This is a genomic window from Pannonibacter sp. SL95 (assembly GCF_026672425.1).
In the GTDB taxonomy this organism is placed as follows: domain Bacteria; phylum Pseudomonadota; class Alphaproteobacteria; order Rhizobiales; family Stappiaceae; genus Pannonibacter.
Genome location: NZ_JAPPRC010000005.1, coordinates 256,295 through 272,800, shown reverse-complemented (window position 1 = coordinate 272,800; position 16,506 = coordinate 256,295). Strand labels below are relative to the sequence as shown.

Genomic DNA, 16,506 nt, shown 5'->3' with positions numbered 1-16,506 from the left:
GAAGGCTGTAGCGTATTGATTCGACTTTTACTGACGTGTTCGTTTGGTGCGAGTTTCGATGGCAGGCACGTAGCGTTCGCCGGCTAAAGGCCACGCCATCCTGGTTTGCCGGGCGATGGGCCGGGACGGCGCGCGGTCTAAGGGGGCCGGCGGAGGGGAATTCGGACCGGTCTTGCGCCCACAAAAAAGCCCCTGCGGTGCGGGCAGGGGCTCTGACGGGCATGTTGTCTGGCTGAGGGCGTGAACTGATCGCTTGTCGGCCTGCACAACGGGCAACAGGCCGGCGCTCACCTCCGCTTGCGCCAGCCGCAATCCTCCCCGCTCAGATCTCCAGTGTCACCGCGGTCAGGGGATGTGAGCAGCAGGCGAGGATGTAGCCATTGGCGATTTCCTCGTCCGTGATGCCGCCATTGTGGGCCATGGTGACGTCGCCGGCCGTCTTCTTCACCTTGCAGGTGCCGCACATGCCGGCCTCGCAGGCGGCCGGGATGCGGACGGCGGCCGTGCGGGCGGCTTCCAGCAAGGTCGTGCCGGGGGCACAGGTCGTCGTGGCGTCGCTGCGGCTGAACTGCAGTTGTACCCCATCGCCGGCATACCCTGCGGGAGCGGTGCCGTCCTGCGCCGGGGTGGCGGCAGTCGGCGCTGCGCCTTGCACCTGCGACGGGACGCGGCCAGCCATGGCATCATTCGTCACCGTCTTTGCTGCGCTGGCAGCCTTGGCGCTGGTGGCCTGGACCTGGGCCTGACTCTGGGTCTGGACTTTGGTCTGGGGCTGCGTTTGGGCCTTCGACGGCGCGCCGAAGCTTTCCTCGTGATAGTGGCGCATGTCGAAGCCGGCGTCTTCCAGCATCAGGCGCACGCCGGCCATGAAGGGTTCCGGGCCGCAGCAGAAGATTTCCCGCTGGCGGTAGTCGCGCACCAGGAACTTCAGCCGCGCCATGTCGATGCGCCCGGTCAGGCCGTGCCAGCGGTCGGCCGCGATCTTGCGCTCCACCATCAGCCCCAGCTCAAGGTTCGGCATCTGCCGCGCCAGCATCTCCAGTTCGTCGCGGAACAGAAGGTCGCCGGGCGTGCGGCCGCAGGTCAGGAACGCCACGTCGCTGGCCGGGGCCGTGTCGGCCATCGCGCGCAGCATCGACATCATCGGCGTGATGCCTGATCCGGCCGACAGGAACAAATAGCGCTCGGCCAGATGGTTCCAGTGGCTGAAATGTCCGGCCGGGCCGCTGGCCGTCAGCGTCATGCCCGGCACCAGCGTGTCGAACATCCAGCGCGTGCCGATGCTGCCGGCCTGTGCCTTCACGGTCACCGAGGCGGAGAAGGGCCGCGTCGGCGTGGAGGAGAGCGTATAGGTCCGCCACACCGGCCCGCCGGGCACCGGCAGTTCCAGGGTCACGAACTGGCCGGGCTTGTAGGAAAACCAGCCGCCGCCTTCGGGCCGGAAGACGAAGGTCTTCACGTCGGCGGTCTCGTCGATCACGGCCAGCACCTCCAGCCGCGTTGCCGGTCCCTTCCAGGGGGCGGTGCTGGCGAAGGGCAGGGCGAGGCCTGCGGCAAAATCCGGTTTGACGGTCATGGATCAGGATCCTCAGGCGACGCTGCGCAACGGCTTGGCACCTGTCGTCAGGCGCGTTTCGACATTGCGGCAATACCAGTCGACGAACTGCATCACGCCGCCCTCGTGCAGTTCGGAATAGGGACCCGGCTCATAGGCGGGCGACTTGATGCCGAAGGCATTCTCCTCGACGATGCGCCGGTCCTGGTCGTTGGTCTGCATCCATACATGCGTCAGCGTGTCGAGGTCATAGTCGACGCCCTCGACCGCGTCCTTGTTGACCAGCCACTTGGTGGTCACGGCCGTCTCGGTGGCGCTGATCGGCAGCACGCGGAAGGTCACCGCATGGTCGCCGAGCACATGGTTCCAGGTGGTCGGATAATGGAACAGCAGCAGCGCCCCGATCCGCTCCTGGCTGACATCCGCCGACAGAAGCTCCTGCACCGCCGAGCGGCCGGAAATGGTGTAGCTCACCGCATCGCCGATCAGCGGCGTGCGGCAGGCGCGGAACTGGCCGCTCTCATGCATCTGGAACCGGCTCGGCAGGCCGCCCGCCTCCAGCCGCGTCCAGTGCTCGGTCAGGTCCGGGTCCTCGTCGCCGCCGGCAACACCGGTCACCGTCGGGGCTTCCGGATAGGTCTTGCAGAGTTCGGGGTGGTTGCCGGCGCAGTGGTAGCACTCGCGGTTGTTCTCCCACACCAGCTTCCAGTTGCCCTTCTCGATGATCGTGCTCTCGAAGGCGACCTTGGCCTCGGTGAGGCGGTGCGGCGCGAAATAGGGCTCCATCAGCTGCGCGAAAGGCGCGAACTCGGCCGGCTTCTCCGCAAGGCAGATAAAGATGTAGCCGGCCACGCTTTCGCAGGCGACGGGTTTCAGCGAGAACTGCGACTTGTCGAAATCTTCCGCCATCTGCCGCGCGTAGAGCAGGCTGCCGTCGAGGTCATAGGTCCACTGGTGATAGGGGCAGACGAGCCTTGCGCTGGAGCCGCGATGCTCGGTGCAAACCCGGCTGCCGCGATGCCGGCAGGAATTGTGGAAGGCGCGGATCTGACCGTCGCTGTCGCGCAAGATCACCACCGGATAGTCGCCCACCTGCACGGTAAAGAAGCTGCCGGCCTTGGCCACCTCGCAGTCATGGCCGACGAACAGCCAGTCGCGGTACCAGATGAGATCCAGGTCGAGCTTGAAATACTCCGGATCGATGTAGAAGGCCTGATCGAGAGAAAAGCCTTCGCGCCGGTTGCGCACGCGGCTCAGCATGTCATTGCGAACGTCCATGGCCTCACATTCCGCTTGCCGGCGGGGGACTTGGGTCAGGGACAGGCTTGCTCCGGCGGTCTCCCTCCGCCACAGCTCCGGCCGCCCCGGTCCGCCCTCCGCGATCCGTTGGGTTGTCTCTGGCCAGGGCTGGTTTCCGGGCTTCGAGGCGGCCTTGCGGCCCGGACGCGGCACCTTCCCGGGTTGCCCCAGTGGCTCCTCCACCGCGCTCCTGTCCTCGCCACCGTTGCGGGGGCAGCGCCGGCTTGCCATGCGCCACAAGGCCCATGTCACCGGCTTCCCAATTCTCCCTGCCGCGTCGCCGAAGCAGGGCACCCTGGTCACGGCCCAATCCACCACGGGCGGGCCGTTGCGGATAATCCGAAAACGACACGCCATGCCGGTTCTGCGACGTTGCAAGTTGCGGGCAGAGGGCGGCGGCTCAGGCGGCCTCCGCCCGCACGAAATGGCCGGGCAGCACCTCGACCAGCGGCAGCTGGACGAGCCGTTCGCCTGGACGCGTGAAGGCCAGCTTCGGGGCAACCGCCTCGCGCAGCCGGCCGTCCTTGCGGTTCTCGCCCGGTTTGCCAGACGGCACAGCGGCCAGCAGGCGGCGGGTGTAGCTGTGCTGCGGCCGCGCCAGAATGTCGGCGGTCGCGCCCATCTCGACGATCTCGCCGCCATACATCACCGCGATGCGGTGGCTGACCCGCTCGACCACGGCAATGTCATGCGAAATGAAAAGAAATGCCATGCCTTCGCGCTGCTGCAGGTCCAGCATCAGGTCCGTCACCTGCCGCGCAATCGAGACGTCGAGGGCCGACACCGCTTCATCTGCAACGATCAGTTTTGGCCGTACCGACAGCGCCCGCGCGATGCAGAGCCGCTGGCGCTGCCCGCCGGAGAACTGGTGCGGATAGCGGGTAATGCAGTCCGCCTCTAGCCCGACCCGCGTCACGAGATCGGCGGCCAGCTGCTTCTGGTCCTTCTCGCCGATCAGGCCGTGAATGCGCGCGGGCTCGGTCACCAGCTCATGCACCGGCAGGCGCGGGTTGAGGCTGGCAAAGGGGTCCTGGAACACCATCTGCGCCAGCCGCCGGTCGGGCCTGAGCGCGGCAAGCCGCTTGCCGGTCAGCTCCCGTCCGGCCAGATCCACCCGGCCCTCGGCCTACCCACCAACCGCAGGATGCTGCGGGCCAGCGTGGACTTGCCGCAGCCGGATTCGCCCACCAGGCCGAGCGTCTCGCCCTCGTTCAGCGTCAGGCTGACATTGCGCACGGCATGAAGCTCCCCCTGCAGGCGGCGCAGGAACCCCTTGCGGACAGGGAAGCGGGTCGAAAGGTCGCGCACGGTCAGCACGGGCGTCGCGCTTGCCGGCGTGGTCAGGCTGCCGCTGCCGAGGCGCGGCGTTGCCTCCATCAGGGCGCGGGAATAGGCCGCCTGCGGCGCGCGGAACAGCTCGGCCGTGGCTGCCTCCTCGATGGCCTGGCCATGCCGCAACACCAGCACCCGGTCGGCGATTTCCGAGACGACGCCCATGTCATGCGTAATGAAAAGAAGACCCATGCCGATTTCATTTTGCAATGAACGGATCAGGTCGAGGATCTCGGCCTGTGTCGTCACATCCAGCGCCGTGGTCGGTTCATCTGCAATGAGAAGATCCGGACGGCAGGCCAGTGCCATGGCGATCATCACCCGCTGGCGCAGGCCGCCCGACAGCTCGTGCGGGTATTGCCCCAGCCGGCGCTGCGAGTCGGGAATGCGCACGGCGTCGAGCCCGGCGCGGGCTTCCTCAAGCGCCGCGCGCGCGCTCATGCCGCGATGCCGGATGAACACCTCGGCCAGCTGCGCCCCGACGGTCATCACCGGGTTCAGCGAGGTCATCGGCTCCTGGAACACCATCGACACCCGGTCGCCGCGAATGTCAGTCAGGGCGTCATCGGACAGGGCGGTCAGGTCGATCTGGTCGGCGCCTGTACCGAGCAGGATGCGCCCGCCCGCGATCCGTCCGCCTTCGCGCTCGATCAGCCGCAGGATGGCGAGCGCCGTCGCCGACTTGCCGGAACCGGATTCCCCCACCAGCGCCAGCGTCTCGCCGGCGCGGATGGAGAAGCTCAGACCCTTCACGGCCTCATGCGCGCCGAAGGCGACTTTCAGGCCCTCGACGGCCAGGACCGGCTGTGCCTCCGGCGCGGCGGTCATGCTGCGGTCCGCCGGCGGGCGGCAAATTCGGGCAGGCTGTCGAACACCGGCATCACCGGCGTCCAGCGGTCCGCCGTCGGCGCGAAGGCAAAGCGCATCGGGTCCTTGCCCTCGACCTGCCAGGAGACGGTGTCGCCAAGCTCCAGGAGGCCGAAGGCCCCGGCCGGCTCTCCGGAAGTGGTGAAGCTCTCGGTCAGCGACTGCTGCGTCATGTGGACGATGCCGTCGACCTTCGTGATCGTGTTCCAGTGCACGTGGCCAGCCATGCAGACCACCGGCACCCGGGCCTGGGCCAGCGCCGCACGGGCGCGCTCGGCATGGGGATAGGTCGAGGCGGACGGGTTGTTCTGGAAATAGTAGTTGCCGGTCTGGGCATGGCTGGAGATCGGCACGTGGCTCATGACGAGCAGCGGCCGGTCGGCGGTCTGCGCCACGCGTGACAGCCACAGGAGGTCGGCTTCCTTCAGCACGAAACCGGAATGCTCCGGCGTGCGGATGATGCGGCTGTCAGCGCGCCACAGCGCGATGCGCCAACCGCCGATGTCGATGGTCTCGTTTGCAAGGCTCTGGCCGAGGATCGCCTCGTTGTCGGCGACCTCCAGATGGTCGCGGTCATGGTTGCCGCAGATATGGCGTACCGGCGCGGTGATCGGGGCGAAGGCTTCGGCCACCTCGCGCTCCAGCCGCAGGTCGGTGTCGCGGTCGATGTCGGAAATCCGGTCGCCGAGATCGATGACCAGATCCGGGCGTGCGGCGTTGGTGAAGCGGGCGAACTCCTCCATCAGGCCAAGGGCGGTGTCGCCGCGCTTGGTGGCGGAGGGCGCGCCATGATGGATATCGGCAACGAGGGCAAGACGGACGGTCACGGCAAGGGATCCTTTTGGCATTGGGGGAAACCGGAGCACTGCGAGGGGCAGCGCTCCGGCGAGCTTGATGAAAAACCTCGACCTCACCGAAGTCATCCCGGCCAAGCGAAGCGCCGAGCCGGGACCGGAGAGCCGGGGTCTCTATCTTTCAATGAGTTACCCCAGGAGAGACCTTGGCTCTCCGGTCCCGGGTCTCAGCTGCGCTGCGCCCGGGATGACGATAGAGGGTGTGTCAGCAGTCTGACCGGAGCACCGCGAGGGGCAGCGCTCCGGCTTGAGGTCAGGCTCAGTTGAAGGAGATGGAGCCGGCGCGGAAGTCGAGCACATACGGGATGTGGCCCGGCTTGGTCTGCCAGTTGACCGAGTTCTTCATCGCCCAGGCTTCATAGGGACGATAGAGCGGCAGCAGGGCCGGATCGGCCTTCACGCGGTCCATCAGCTCGGCATAGGCCGCGCGGCGCAGCTCGACGTCGCCGGAGAAGCGGAACTTCTCCCAGGCGGCGGCATAGGCGTCATCCGTGTTGAAGCGGCCTTCCGACTGCGACGGGCCGCCCGGCGCCCACATCACGCCGAAGGAGCCGAACGGATCGGCGAAATACATCGGGTTGGACCAGTTGCGGACCATCAGCTCCGGCGAGTTGCCGGTCCACTTGTCACCGACGTTGATCTTGCCCTTCACGCCGACTTCGGCCCACATTTCCATGATCGCCTGGGTCGCCAGCAATCCGTTGGTGTAATAGCCGGCCGCCGTGTCGAAGGTGATTTCGGAGCCGTCGTAACCGGCTTCCTTGAGCAGTTCCTTGGCCTTCTCGGGGTTGTATTCGAAGGTCTTCAGCTCCGGCATGTAGAGCTCGCCGAACTCTTCCATGGTGTGCGAGGCCGGAACCACGGCCTTGCCGAGCCACAGCGCCTCGTTCAGCGCGTCACGGTCGATCGCCAGCGACAGCGCCTGACGGATGCGGGCATCCTTCAGCTTCGGATGGTTCTGGTTCATGATCATGACGTGGAACAGGGCGGTCGGCGCGCCGAAGGCCTTCATGTCCGGGTCCTTGTCGATCATGTCGAGCTGGTCCGGGGCGATGTTCGTCACGATGTCGGCTTCACCGGTCTTCAGGGCGGTGATGCGCGAGGCGGTTTCCGGCATGTGCTTGACGGTCACCTTGTCGAGCGGGGCCTTGTCGCCCCAGAAGTCGGCGAAGCGCTCCCAGACGATGGTCTGGCCCGGAACGAACTCGGACACCTTGTAGGGGCCGGTGCCGACCGGCTTCAGCGAGAAGGCTTCGAAGTCGTCGTGTTCCAGCTTGGCCGGGTCGCCGGCAAGGCTCATGGTGTAGGCAGCCGGGATGATCATGACCTGCTGCAGGTTCAGGAGCGTCTCCCACAGCGGCTCGGCGCGCTTGGCCTTCACGCGGATGGTCAGGTCATCGACCTTCTCGGCTCCGGCGAAGTTGTTGAAGCGGTCGCGGGCGCGCACCTGGTAGGGCGGGAAGTCGGCCTGGAACATGCGGTTCAGCGAGAACACCACATCATCGGCGGTCATGGCCGCACCGTTGTGGAACTTCACGCCGTCGCGCAGCTTCAGCTCCATGGTGGTGTCGTCGATCAGCTTCCACGAGGTTGCCAGGGCCGGGGTCCACTCGGTCTTGGTCGTGTCGTGGTTGCGGCCGATCAGCGTGTCGAAGCTGTTGTAGTAGAACTGCGAGCCCACGTTGGAATGGTCGCGGCCCGGATCCAGGTAGGTCGAGACGTTAGCCGCGCCAACGGTGATCTCGGCGGACAGGGCAGCGCCGGCAAGAGCGGCGCTGATCAGGGCAGTGCTTGCAAGAAGTCTCAGCATGAATGCCTCCACAAAGGGGTAGGTGAGGGAGTAGGACGTCGGCCGTTCTGGCTTCTGTTGTTTCAGCGGCTGCGCAGGCGCACGTCGGCGCGGTCCCGGAGCCAGTCGCCCAGGATCTGCACGGCAAAGGTCAGGAGAAGGATCACCGCCGCCGGGGCGAGCACGATCCAGGGGGCGGTCGGCAGGTAGTCGCGGCCGATGCCCACCATCGAGCCCAGCGTCGCGGTGGGCGGCTGCACGCCGAGCCCGAGGAAGGACAGGGTCGATTCCAGCAGCACGATGTTGGAGAAGCTCAAGGTGAACTGCACCACCAGCGGCGAGACGATGTTGGGCAGGATATGCCGGCGGGCGATGCGCCAGGGGGTGGCACCTGCAGCCCGCGCCGCCTCGATGAAGGGCATTTCCTTCAGCTTGCGTACCTCGCCGCGGACGATGCGGGTGTATTGCTCCCAGCCATAGAGACCGAGCACCAGGATCATCACGTCGAGCCCGGAGCCGAACACGGCCAGGATCAGCAGCGCCACCAGCGTGAAGGGAATGGCGATCTGCGCATCCACCAGCCCCATGATCAGGTCATCGGTCATGCCGCCGGCAAGGCCAGAGAACATTCCAAGAACAAAGCCGATGGCAAGGCCGATCACGGCACCGCAAAGCGCCAGTGTGAAGGTCAGCCGCAGCCCGTAGAGGCAGCGCGACAGGATATCGCGGCCCAGTTCGTCCGTGCCCAGCAGGTAGGCAAGCTTCGCCCGCTCGAAACCGACCGGCGGGCGCAGCCGGGACAGGAGGCTCTGTGCGTTGGGATCGAACGGGGCAATGAGCGGCGCGGCGAGGGCGAGAAGCAGCAGGATGAGGGCCAGCACCATGGCGGTCCGCTGCACCGCATTCGCCTCGCGCCACAGATTGAGGAGAGCGGCAAGACCGGGAATGCTGCGGCGGGAGCCTGCTGGCCGGATCACACCGGCCTGAGAGAGCGCGTGATCGGTCATGGGCTTATCCTTTCGCAAGGCGGATGCGCGGATCGGCATAGGCATAGGCAATGTCGATCACGGCGTTGATGACGATGACGGCGATGGCAACGGTGAGGACGCCGAACTGCAGCACCGGGTAATCGCGCAGGATCGCCGAGCGCACGAGCAGCTGGCCGATGCCGGGCCAGGCAAAGATGCTCTCGATCACCACGCTGCCGGCTGCTGCGAGCCCCGCCACCTGCAGGCCGATGACCGACAGCAGCGTGATCGAGGCATTACCGAGGCCGTGCTTCAGGATCACCCGCCGTTCCTTCAGCCCCTTGGCCCGGGCCGTGCGCATGTAGTCCTGGCTGAGCACATCCAGCATGGCGTTGCGGGTGAAGCGGGTGAGGGCGGCGATCAGCAGGCCGGAGAGGGCGATGGTCGGCAGGATGAAATGCGCCGGCGTGCCATTGCCCACGATCGGCAGCCAGTTGAGCAGATAGGCAAAGACCAGCACCAGGAGCGTCGCCAGCACGAAGTTGGGCACTGCCAGCCCGAGGAAGGCCACCGTCATCACGGCACTACCCACCCAGGACTTGCGCTTCAGCGCGGCCAGGATGCCAAGGGGGATGGACACCAGCAGCGTGAATGCCGTGGCGCTCAGGATCAGCTGGGCCGTCGGCCACAGCCGTTCGGCCACCACATCGGCCACCGGCCGCCGCTCCAGGAAGGAGAGCCCGAACTGGCCGTCGACGAAGGCCGCCAGATAGCGCAGGTACTGCGTCCACACGCTGCCATCGAGCCCGTAATAGGCAATCAGCAGCTCCCGGTCCTCCTTGGTGATCCCTTCGCCCAGCACGAAGTCGATCGGATTGCCGGAGAGACGGGTGGCGAAGAACACGAGGGTCACGATCGCAAACAGCGTGATCACCATCTTGGCCAGCGTGCGCAGGGTATAGGCCAGCATCGGTCAGTCTCCCTTGGTCGGGCCGGGCGCGGCGAGCACCGGGGGCAGCACATGCAGGAAGGCAATCCCGGCGCGCTGGGCGGCGATGCCGTCGGTGAGCGGGTTGTCGCCGACAAAGAGAGCTTCTGCCGCCTCGACACCCGCCCGCCGCATGGCTTCGCTGAGCAGGGCCGTCTGCGGCTTGCCGACGGTCTGGTAGGTGAGGTCGGGCCAGCAGGCAGCCAGCGAGGCCAGCAGTGCGCCGGTCTCCGGTTCCGGCAGGCCATCGGCGCCCGGATGCACCAGATCCGGATTGGCCACCACCAGCTCGGCACCGCCCGCCAGCACCCGGACCAGCTGCGACAGGCGCACCAGTCCGAAGTCCGGATCCCGCGCCAGCAGCGCCACATCGGCCATCTGCGTCACTGGGCTGAGCCCCAGCGCTCTGGCCAGCGCCTCCAGCCGGCCGGACGCTGCCAGATAGATCCGTGCGCCGGGGCAGCGATCCGCGATGTCGCGCAAGGCCTGTTCGCCGGCCAGCAGGATCCGCTCCGGCGGAATGTCGAAGCCGAGGGTGGCCAGCCGTTCCGACAGGCTTGCTGCCGTGTCGGAGGAATTGTTGGAGACGATCCAGAGCCGCGGCCCGCAGGACAAGGCAAACTCCACCGCGCCCGGCAGCGCCGTCGCTCCCGACACCAGGCAGCCATCGAGGTCGCAGAGCACCGCCCGATAGGCATCCGCCAGCCCGTTTTCGAGCCGTGCCACGGTGATCGGTCCTGCTGCTTGCATCGCGTCTTCAGCCCTATTTGCGCCGGACAAGCCTCTGCCGTTGGCGCAAGAATGTGAATCCTGCGCCGGACGGATGCCCGGTTGATGTGGAATGCGGCCGGACCTTTGGATGCCCTTTGGATGCCCTCGGGAGGCCGGCCCGCGTTGAGGCAACACTGCGCCGCCACTGTGACGTGGCCGTTACAGACAAAGCCTAGGGTATGGGCAGATCAAACACTTGGTTTGGTCATGCGGATCTTTTGCCGAACTCTTGCCGAACTCTTGCCAGCTGAGCCGTCCGATGTCCCTGACCCTGTCCCGCATCCGCGCCGTCAATGCCGTTGCCGCCGGCGGTTCCTATGCCGCCGCCGCCCGCGCGCTGGGCCTGTCCCAGCCGGCCATCTCCCGCCATGTGCGCGATCTGGAGGCCGAGTTCGGTGTCCGCCTGTTCGACCGCAAGAACGGCCTGCTGCAGGCCACCCCCGTCTGTCTAGAGCTCTGCGACGTGGCCGAGCGCATGGCCGAGGCCGAGCGCCACGCCATGCGCATCCTGATGCGCCACAACACGCTGCTGAATGGCCGCCTGACCATCGGCCTCGGCAATTCCATGCCCGGCATGGCGCTCATCGCCGCCTTCCACAAGCGCCACCCCAGCATCGAGATCGCGGTCGAGACCGGCTCGCACGAGGCGATCACCCGGGCCGTGCTGACCCGCGCCGTCGACATTGGCATCCTGCCGGACGTGCCGCGCGATGGCCGCTTCCGGCATGACCTGCTGATGCGCCAGAATGTGGTCGCCATCGTGCATCCCGCCAGCCCTCTGGCTGGCCTTCCCAGCGTCAGTTGCCAGCGCCTCCTGCAGGAACCACTGATCTTCCGCACGCGCGGCTCGTCCACCCAGCGCGTCGTCGACCGCGCCTTTCGCGCAGCCGGCGTCGAGCCGGTGCCGCTGCTGACGCTGGACACACGCGATGCGGTCTATGAGGCGGTGGTGAACGGTCTCGGTGTCGGCTTCATGTGGCGCAACGGCACGGGCCGCACCGACATCGTCCGCCGGCTGACGGTCACCGAGATGAGCCGGGAATATGACGAGATGGTCTTTGCCCTGTCCGAGGAAAAAAGCGTCCTGCACGACGCCTTCTTCGCCACCGTCTCCGCCTTCCGCGCCGAACAGGACGGCGGGGCAGGGCGGGACGCAGTGTCGCCGCTCGCCGCGCCGTGAAGGACGGTCAGTCCTGCCCGTTCAGGAGCGTCGGGGCGATCAGGTGGCCAGTGGCCTCGCGGGCGGTGTTCGTGAGGACGACGCGGTTGCCGTCGAGCCGTGCCGTGCCGGAGGCAGTCAGCGCCAGGGCTTCCGGGTAGATCCGGTGCTCGACCTCGAGCACGCGGGCGCCCAGCGTGTCGGGTGTATCGCCATCCAGAACCGGCACCGCGCCCTGCATGATGATCGGTCCGGCATCCATTTCACTGGAAACGAAGTGAACGGTCGCGCCATGCAGTTTCACGCCGGTTTCCAGCGCGCGCTCATGCGTGTCGAGGCCCTTGAAGGACGGCAGCAGGGCGGGATGGATGTTGAGCATGCGCCCGGCCCAGCGCTCCACCAGCCAGGGCGACAGGAGCCGCATGAAACCGGCCAGCGCCACCAGCTCGATGCCGGCCGCCTGCAGTTCGGCGTCGACGGCCTTCTCGAAGGCCTCGCGGTCGCGGCCGAAGGGCTTGTGATCGACCACCTCCGTGGCAATGCCGAAAGCGGCTGCCCGCTCGAGTCCGCCGGCGTCCGGCCGGTTCGACAGGACCAGCGCGATCTCGGCCGGGTAGTCAGGCGCCTGCGCAGCCTGGATCAGCGACAGCATGTTGCTGCCGCGACCCGAGATCAGCACGCCGACCTTCTGGCGCTTGCTCATGCGCCGAGGTCCAGGTGATTGGCGTAGGCGACATGCGCTTCGCCGTCGCCTGAGCCGGCCTCGATGCGGCCGAGGGTGAAGACGGTCTCGCCGGCAGCTTCCAGCGCGGCCCGCACGGCGGCTTCCGCGCCGGCCTCGACCACGACGACCATGCCGACGCCGCAGTTGAAGGTGCGCAGCATTTCGCTTTCTGCGACGTTGCCGGCCCTCGCCAGCCACTTGAACACGCCCGGCACCGCAATCTTCGCCAGGTCGATGCGGGCAACGCTGCCCTTCGGCAGCACGCGCGGCAGGTTCTCGGTCAGGCCGCCACCGGTGATATGCGCCAGCGCCTTGATGCCGGAGGTCGCCTTGAGGGCGGCAAGCAGCGGCTTCACATAGATGCGGGTCGGCGCCATCAGCGCCTCGCCGAGCTTGGTGCCGGCCTGGAACGGGGCGTCGGCCTCATAGGTGAGCCCGGAGACCTCGACGATCTTGCGCACCAGCGAATAGCCGTTGGAATGGACGCCGGAGGAGGAGAGGGCGAGAAGCACGTCGCCCTCCGTCACGTCGGGGCGCGGCAGCAGGTTCTCGCGCTCGACCGCGCCGACGGCAAACCCGGCAAGGTCATAGTCGCCCTTGGAATACATGCCCGGCATTTCCGCCGTCTCGCCGCCGATCAGCGCGCAGCCGGCGATCTTGCAGCCCTCCGCAATGCCGCCGACGACGGCCGTGGCCGTGTCCACGTCCAGCGCGCCGGTGGCGTAATAGTCGAGGAAGAACAGCGGCTCGGCGCCCTGCACCACCAGATCGTTGACGCACATGGCGACGAGGTCGATGCCGACCGTGTCATGGCAGCCGGTGTCGATGGCAACCTTCAGCTTGGTGCCGACGCCGTCATTGGCGGCCACCAGCAGCGGATCGGAGAAGCCGGCCGCCTTGAGATCGAAGATGCCGCCGAAGCCGCCGATGGCGCTGTCTGCGCCGGAACGGGCCGTCGCCTTGACCAGCGGCGCGATGCGCTTGACGAGCGCGTTGCCCGCGTCGATGTCCACACCCGATTGGGAATAGGTGAGGCCGTTCTGCCCCCCGCGGTCCTGCGCGCTCATGGGTCACGTCTCCGTAAGCCGGTTATGTCTGATGCCGCAGGGCAATGCCTCATTTTGTCAGGCCATGCAATCGGGAACGGCCGCCGCTGCCGCTTTTCCGGCGGATCTTGCCAGGGCGCTTCACCTGTCTGCCCTCCATTCGTCATGCCATGGCTCGACCATGGCATCCATGCCGTTGCCTTTCCGAACGGTACGGACTGAGAAGGGTGCGTCCAACGGCTGCCGGCCGGAACGTCAGGTCGCGGCATGGATGCCATGATCAAGTCATGGCATGACGAAGGAGAGGGACATGACGGCATCCCGCGACCTGCGCCCCCACAGCTTCGGCAACCCATTCTCACGACTATTCTTCACCACCTTCGTCATGCCATGGCTCGACCATGGCATCCATGCCGTTGCCTTTCCGAACGGTACGGACTGAGAAGGGTGTGTCCAACGGCTGCCGGCCGGAACGTCAGGTGACGGCATGGAGCCATGATCAAGTCATGGCATGACGAAGAAGAGGGGATTGACGGCATCCCGCGACCTGCGCCCCCACAGCTTCGGCAACCCATCCTCACGACTATTCTTCAACGCTTTCGTCATGCCATGGCTCGACCATGGCATCCATGCCGTTGCCTTTCCGAACGGTACGGACTGACAAGGGGTGTGTCCAACGGCTGCCGGCCGGAACGTCAGGTGACGGCATGGATGCCATGATCAAGTCATGGCATGACGAAGGAGAGGGACATGACGGCATCCCGCGACCTGCGCCCCCACAGTTTCGGCAACCCATCCTCACGACTATTCTTCACCACCGTCGTCATGCCATGGCTCGACCATGGCATCCATGCCGTTGCCTTTCCGAACGGTACGGACTGAGAAGGGTGTGTCCAACGGCTGCCGGCCGGAACGTCAGGTGACGGCATGGATGCCATGATCAAGTCATGGCATGACGAAGGAGAGGGACATGACGGCATCCCGCGACCTGCGCCCCCACAGCTTCGGCAACCCATCCTCACGACTATTCTTCAACGCTTTCGTCATGCCATGGCTCGACCATGGCATCCATGCCGTTGCCTTTCCAAACGGTACTGACTGACAAGGGGTGTGTCCAACGGCTGCCGGCCGGAACGTCAGGTCGCGGCATGGATGCCATGATCAAGTCATGGCATGACGAAGCGTAAATCTTAGAGCGGATGACCCTTTCCAGCGCTTCGGAGGACAGCAAAAAGAACGATCGGCGCGGACCGGGTGCAATGATGCGCGCTTGACCATGACGCTCGCGCGCTCCTATCTGGCGGGGAAGGCCCGATAGGGGCTGCCCGTGGAGACCTCGCATGACCCTGCGCCGCCAAGTCCAGTTCTGGCTGCTGTCCCTGATTGCCTTCATCCTGTTCATGACGGTGTTCAGCGCGGTGCTGCTGCCCTTTGTCGCCGGCATGGCGCTGGCCTATCTGCTTGATCCCGTCGCTGACCGGCTGGAGCGCATGGGAATGAGCCGGCTGGCGGCAACCCTGTCGATCCTGTTCGCCTTCGTATTGGTGCTTGGCATCGTCCTGATCCTGCTGGTGCCGGTGCTCGGCAACCAGATGCTGGGCTTCATCGACCGGTTGCCCGGGCTGGTCCGCTCGCTGCAGAGCCTGATCACCGAAAATCTCGGCGACCGGCTGACCAAGGTGTCCGGTCTCTCCGTCGCCGACCTGCAGTCTTCGCTCGGCGACATCATGTCGAAGGGGGCGTCCTGGCTTGGCGGGCTGCTCAATTCGGTCTGGAGCGGCGGACAGGCGCTTCTGTCCATTCTCTCGCTCTTCGTCATCACGCCGGTGGTTGCCTTCTATCTGCTGCTCGACTGGGATCACATGATCGAGCGCATCGACAGCTGGCTGCCGCGCGAGCATGTCGACACTGTCCGGTCCCTGGCGCGCGAGATGGATGGCGCGGTGGCCGGTTTCGTGCGCGGGCAGGTCTCGGTCTGTGTCCTGCTTGGCCTGTTCTATGCCGTCTCGCTGGTGCTGCTGGGGCTCAACTTCGGTCTGCTAATCGGCATCGGCGCGGGGCTCGTCAGTTTCATTCCCTTTGTCGGTGCAGCGCTTGGCCTGGTCGCCTCCATGTCGGTGGCCATTGTCCAGTTCTGGCCGGACTGGCCCTGGATTGTCGCCGTTGCCGTGGTCTTCGGCGTCGGCCAGTTCATCGAAGGCAACATCCTTCAGCCCAAGCTGGTCGGGGCCAGCGTCGGCCTGCACCCGGTCTGGCTGATGTTCGCGTTGTTTGCCTTTGGATATCTGTTCGGTTTCGTTGGATTGCTGGTGGCTGTCCCGGCTGCAGCCATGGTGGGTGTGCTTGCGCGCTTTGCCTTGACGCAGTACCTAGCAAGTCCATTGTACAGGGGCACTGGCCGCTCAACCGAACAATCGGTGGCCAGTTCCGCCAACGACGAGTAACGGCACCCGCCATGGCCGAGTTTCCGCGCCAGCTACCCCTGATCCTGCCCCATGAGCAGGCGCTTGGCCGCGACGATTATCTGGTGGGCGAGGCGAACCGCGCGGCACTGGAAATGATCGAAAGCTGGCCCGCCTGGCCGGCTCCGGTCACGATCCTGGCCGGGCCGGTCGGAAGCGGCAAGACGCATCTGGTCGAGATCTGGCGCCGCCTCTCCGGCGCGACGGTCCTGGAAGCGCGCGAGCTGACGGAAGACGCGGTGGACAGGCTTGTCGCCGCCGGTCCTGTCGCCCTTGAGAACGCCCACCGCGGCGTCAACGAGACGGCGCTGTTCCACCTCATCAATGCGGCGCGTCAGGCCGGCAGCAGCCTCTTGATCACCAGCCGCACCTGGCCTCAGGCCTGGAACTTGACGCTGCCCGATCTCATCTCGCGCCTGCGCGCGGCAACGCCCGTCGAAATTCCTGAGCCGGATGATGATCTCCTGCGCCGCGTCCTGGTGAAGCTCTTTGCCGACCGCCAGATCATGACCGATCCATCGGTTGTTGATTATCTTGTGGTACGCATGGAACGTTCACTTGGTGTTGCCGGCCAGGTCGTAGAAGCGCTCGATGCAGAGGCGTTGGCCGGTGGCTGCCGAATCAGCCGGTCGCTTGCCGCCCGGGTTCTGGAGCGGCTCGAGGGCGGCGCGGACTGAACGCGAAGCCTCGGG

General features: G+C 66.2%; 17 protein-coding genes, 1 pseudogene and 1 riboswitch. Of the genes and pseudogenes, 7 read left to right on the top strand and 11 right to left on the bottom strand.

Annotated features, from left to right (window positions below; translation table 11 throughout):
- Positions 1-322: 322 nt before the first annotated feature.
- The 9 genes and pseudogenes from OVA12_RS16265 to OVA12_RS16225 all read right to left on the bottom strand — a co-directional run bounded on the left by OVA12_RS16265 (position 323) and on the right by OVA12_RS16225 (position 10,402).
- A complete protein-coding gene (locus OVA12_RS16265; protein ID WP_268139151.1) occupies positions 323-1,576 on the bottom strand; it encodes a hybrid-cluster NAD(P)-dependent oxidoreductase in 1,254 nt (417 codons plus the stop codon).
- 12 nt (positions 1,577-1,588) lie between these two features.
- On the bottom strand, positions 1,589-2,833 hold the full coding sequence (locus tag OVA12_RS16260; protein ID WP_268139149.1) for an aromatic ring-hydroxylating oxygenase subunit alpha: 1,245 nt from the start codon (positions 2,831-2,833) through the stop codon (positions 1,589-1,591).
- A gap of 110 nt (positions 2,834-2,943) precedes the next feature.
- A riboswitch (cobalamin riboswitch) is annotated at positions 2,944-3,167 on the bottom strand.
- An 87-nt stretch (positions 3,168-3,254) separates the two neighbouring features.
- Positions 3,255-3,476, bottom strand: coding sequence for a hypothetical protein (locus OVA12_RS16255; RefSeq protein WP_268139446.1), 222 nt, complete (start codon positions 3,474-3,476; stop codon positions 3,255-3,257).
- 219 nt (positions 3,477-3,695) lie between these two features.
- A pseudogene (locus tag OVA12_RS16250) lies at positions 3,696-5,014 on the bottom strand (ATP-binding cassette domain-containing protein); the annotation flags it as partial.
- Complete coding sequence (locus tag OVA12_RS16245) at positions 5,011-5,880, bottom strand: metallophosphoesterase family protein (protein WP_268139147.1); 870 nt, start codon at positions 5,878-5,880, stop codon at positions 5,011-5,013. The gene OVA12_RS16245 and the pseudogene OVA12_RS16250, both read right to left, overlap by 4 nt.
- 286 nt (positions 5,881-6,166) lie before the next feature.
- Entirely contained in the window at positions 6,167-7,717 is a 1,551-nt protein-coding gene (locus OVA12_RS16240; protein WP_268139145.1) for an ABC transporter substrate-binding protein, read from the bottom strand.
- 62 nt (positions 7,718-7,779) lie between these two features.
- Complete coding sequence (locus tag OVA12_RS16235) at positions 7,780-8,703, bottom strand: ABC transporter permease (protein ID WP_268139143.1); 924 nt, start codon at positions 8,701-8,703, stop codon at positions 7,780-7,782.
- Positions 8,704-8,707: 4 nt separating this feature from the next.
- Positions 8,708-9,634 carry an ABC transporter permease gene (locus OVA12_RS16230; protein ID WP_268139141.1) on the bottom strand — a complete coding sequence of 309 codons (927 nt, stop codon included), beginning with the start codon at positions 9,632-9,634 and terminating at the stop codon, positions 8,708-8,710.
- Between the two features lie 3 nt (positions 9,635-9,637).
- The gene (locus OVA12_RS16225) at positions 9,638-10,402 is read right to left on the bottom strand and encodes an HAD-IIA family hydrolase (RefSeq protein ID WP_268139139.1); all 765 of its coding nucleotides are present in this window, start codon (positions 10,400-10,402) and stop codon (positions 9,638-9,640) included.
- A 280-nt stretch (positions 10,403-10,682) separates the two neighbouring features.
- On the opposite strand from OVA12_RS16225, the gene OVA12_RS16220 reads away from it, so the two are divergent.
- On the top strand, positions 10,683-11,603 hold the full coding sequence (locus OVA12_RS16220; RefSeq protein ID WP_268139137.1) for a LysR family transcriptional regulator: 921 nt from the start codon (positions 10,683-10,685) through the stop codon (positions 11,601-11,603).
- Positions 11,604-11,610: 7 nt separating this feature from the next.
- Here the strand turns inward: OVA12_RS16220 and purN are convergent, their stop codons facing one another.
- Positions 11,611-12,285: a phosphoribosylglycinamide formyltransferase gene (gene purN / locus OVA12_RS16215; RefSeq protein ID WP_268139135.1), complete on the bottom strand. Its 675-nt coding sequence runs from the start codon at positions 12,283-12,285 to the stop codon at positions 11,611-11,613.
- Positions 12,282-13,373 carry a phosphoribosylformylglycinamidine cyclo-ligase gene (purM, locus tag OVA12_RS16210; protein ID WP_268139133.1) on the bottom strand — a complete coding sequence of 364 codons (1,092 nt, stop codon included), beginning with the start codon at positions 13,371-13,373 and terminating at the stop codon, positions 12,282-12,284. The genes purN and purM overlap by 4 nt, the downstream gene beginning before the upstream one ends.
- Before the next feature lie 289 nt (positions 13,374-13,662).
- Here purM and OVA12_RS16205 point away from each other — a divergent pair, with 289 nt between their 5' ends.
- The 6 genes from OVA12_RS16205 (at position 13,663) to OVA12_RS16180 (ending at position 16,491) form a co-directional block, all read left to right on the top strand.
- Positions 13,663-13,794 carry a hypothetical protein gene (locus OVA12_RS16205; protein WP_268139131.1) on the top strand — a complete coding sequence of 44 codons (132 nt, stop codon included), beginning with the start codon at positions 13,663-13,665 and terminating at the stop codon, positions 13,792-13,794.
- 87 nt (positions 13,795-13,881) lie between these two features.
- Positions 13,882-14,013, top strand: a complete 132-nt coding sequence (locus OVA12_RS16200) for a hypothetical protein (protein ID WP_268139127.1) — start codon at positions 13,882-13,884, stop codon at positions 14,011-14,013.
- Between the two features lie 89 nt (positions 14,014-14,102).
- Positions 14,103-14,234 (top strand): hypothetical protein, encoded by a 132-nt coding sequence (locus OVA12_RS16195; RefSeq protein WP_268139129.1) that lies wholly within the window; start codon positions 14,103-14,105, stop codon positions 14,232-14,234.
- An 88-nt stretch (positions 14,235-14,322) separates the two neighbouring features.
- Complete coding sequence (locus OVA12_RS16190) at positions 14,323-14,454, top strand: hypothetical protein (protein WP_268139127.1); 132 nt, start codon at positions 14,323-14,325, stop codon at positions 14,452-14,454.
- Positions 14,455-14,692: 238 nt separating this feature from the next.
- Positions 14,693-15,796 (top strand): AI-2E family transporter, encoded by a 1,104-nt coding sequence (locus OVA12_RS16185; RefSeq protein ID WP_268139125.1) that lies wholly within the window; start codon positions 14,693-14,695, stop codon positions 15,794-15,796.
- 11 nt (positions 15,797-15,807) lie between these two features.
- The gene (locus tag OVA12_RS16180; protein WP_268139123.1) at positions 15,808-16,491 is read left to right on the top strand and encodes a hypothetical protein; all 684 of its coding nucleotides are present in this window, start codon (positions 15,808-15,810) and stop codon (positions 16,489-16,491) included.
- The last annotated feature ends 15 nt before the right edge of the window (positions 16,492-16,506 follow it).

Coding starts and splice junctions, on each gene's coding strand:
- OVA12_RS16265 (WP_268139151.1), bottom strand. CDS start 1,576: ATGACCGTCAAACCGGATTTTGCCGCAGGCCTCGCCCTGCCCTTCGCC.
- OVA12_RS16260 (WP_268139149.1), bottom strand. CDS start 2,833: ATGGACGTTCGCAATGACATGCTGAGCCGCGTGCGCAACCGGCGCGAA.
- OVA12_RS16255 (WP_268139446.1), bottom strand. CDS start 3,476: ATGGGCGCGACCGCCGACATTCTGGCGCGGCCGCAGCACAGCTACACC.
- OVA12_RS16240 (WP_268139145.1), bottom strand. CDS start 7,717: ATGCTGAGACTTCTTGCAAGCACTGCCCTGATCAGCGCCGCTCTTGCC.
- OVA12_RS16235 (WP_268139143.1), bottom strand. CDS start 8,703: ATGACCGATCACGCGCTCTCTCAGGCCGGTGTGATCCGGCCAGCAGGC.
- OVA12_RS16230 (WP_268139141.1), bottom strand. CDS start 9,634: ATGCTGGCCTATACCCTGCGCACGCTGGCCAAGATGGTGATCACGCTG.
- OVA12_RS16225 (WP_268139139.1), bottom strand. CDS start 10,402: ATGCAAGCAGCAGGACCGATCACCGTGGCACGGCTCGAAAACGGGCTG.
- OVA12_RS16220 (WP_268139137.1), top strand. CDS start 10,683: ATGTCCCTGACCCTGTCCCGCATCCGCGCCGTCAATGCCGTTGCCGCC.
- purN (WP_268139135.1), bottom strand. CDS start 12,285: ATGAGCAAGCGCCAGAAGGTCGGCGTGCTGATCTCGGGTCGCGGCAGC.
- purM (WP_268139133.1), bottom strand. CDS start 13,373: ATGAGCGCGCAGGACCGCGGGGGGCAGAACGGCCTCACCTATTCCCAA.
- OVA12_RS16205 (WP_268139131.1), top strand. CDS start 13,663: ATGACGGCATCCCGCGACCTGCGCCCCCACAGCTTCGGCAACCCATTC.
- OVA12_RS16195 (WP_268139129.1), top strand. CDS start 14,103: ATGACGGCATCCCGCGACCTGCGCCCCCACAGTTTCGGCAACCCATCC.
- OVA12_RS16190 (WP_268139127.1), top strand. CDS start 14,323: ATGACGGCATCCCGCGACCTGCGCCCCCACAGCTTCGGCAACCCATCC.
- OVA12_RS16185 (WP_268139125.1), top strand. CDS start 14,693: ATGACCCTGCGCCGCCAAGTCCAGTTCTGGCTGCTGTCCCTGATTGCC.
- OVA12_RS16180 (WP_268139123.1), top strand. CDS start 15,808: ATGGCCGAGTTTCCGCGCCAGCTACCCCTGATCCTGCCCCATGAGCAG.